This window comes from Spirillospora sp. NPDC048824, assembly GCF_043198455.1.
Classification (GTDB): Bacteria; Actinomycetota; Actinomycetes; order Streptosporangiales; family Streptosporangiaceae; genus Spirillospora.
Genome location: NZ_JBICUS010000061.1, coordinates 1 through 1,604 on the forward strand (window position 1 = coordinate 1; position 1,604 = coordinate 1,604).

The following is a 1,604-nucleotide window of genomic DNA, read 5'->3' on the forward strand; positions in this document are numbered from 1 at the left end:
CAGTCGCACCCCGCCGCCGGCGGCCTCCCGACCGAAAGCGTCACCTACGAATACGACGACCTGCTACGCCCCACCAGCCTGACCGGCAACACCAGTCCGACCGACCAGACGCCCTACGTCAACGACGTCCTCTACACCCCGACCAACAAACTCAACCTGCTCGAGCTCGGGCCCGCCGGGAAACACACCTGGCAGACCCTCACCTACCAGTACGGCACCCAGCGGCCGGCCACCGCCCGTACCTCCCACCAAGGCGTCGCAGGCGACGACCGCTACGCCACCTACCACTACACCGACGCGGGCACCATCACCTCCATCACCGATGTCTCCCGCGACGGCATCGACAACCAATGTTTCACCTACGACCACCTTCAACGCCTCACCCAAGCCTGGGCCCAGGGCACCACCGACCCGTGTTCCACCGAACCCACCGACACGGTCATCGGCGGCCCCGCCCCCTTCTGGCAGAGTTTCACCTACGACACCGCGGGCAACCGCACCGGTGAAACCCGGCACGGCATCGCCGGCGTCGCCGACACCGTCCGCACCTACTCCTACGCCCCGACCGGGCAAGGCAACCGCCTCAACCAGGTCACCCAAACCGGCCCCACCGGCCAGCGCACCGACACCTACGCCTACGACGCCTCCGGCAACACCACCGCACGCGCCATCGACGCCAGCGCCGCCAACACCGGCCAGACCCTGGAGTGGAACACCGAAGGGGAACTGGCCAAGGTCACCGAAAACGGCAACGACGTCACGTTCGTCTACGACACCGGCGGCAACCGCCTGATCCGCAAAGACCCCGCCGGCGCCACCCTCTACCTTCCCGACGGTACCGAACTGCGCGCCCTCAACGGCGCAACCACCGCCACCGGCACCCGCTACTACACCTTCGCCGGACAGACCGTCGCGATGCGTACCTCCGACGGGACCATCACCCACCTGGCCGGCGACCACCAAGGCACCGCCCAGATCGCCGTCAACACCACCACCCAGCAGACCACCGTCCGCCGCTCCACCCCCTTCGGCGGCATCCGCGGATTCGACGACGACGCCACCTGGCCCAACGACAAGGGCTTCCTCGGCGCCACCAAGGACCCCACAGGCCTCACCCACCTCAGCGCCCGCGAGTACGACCCCGACACCGGCCGTTTCATCTCCGTCGACCCCGTCCTCGACACCGCCGACCCGCTGCAGATGAACGGCTACACCTACGCCAGCAACAATCCCGTTACCCACAGTGACCCGTCAGGCCTCCGCGTCGACGGCTGCCAGGTCAACCACGACTGCGGAAAAGCCAAGAAGAACGAGCCCAAGGGCTCCCAACGCTGCCACGTCTACTGCGGACCGGTCACCTTCCGCAACGGAGTCAAACCCAGCGGAGACCCAATCGGGCGACACGCGCTCGGCCGCCCGCTGTCGGAGAACGAATACGGCCACCTGCTCAACCTCGGATACCGCGGCAGCAAGGACTTCACCTTCCGAGACGCGATCGCCTACCTCGGCCCCGGCCTGGACGACAACCAATGGGACGGCTTCTGCCGAACCATCAACTCCAACGCACAAAGCCTGTGCCACCACAACCCCTTCACCGGAAACGA

Annotated in this window: 1 protein-coding gene; it reads left to right on the plus strand. The window is 67.1% G+C overall.

The features are described from left to right. On the plus strand, positions 1–1,604 hold a 1,604-nt coding region (locus ACGFIS_RS37495), incomplete at both ends, for an RHS repeat-associated core domain-containing protein (RefSeq protein WP_392974019.1).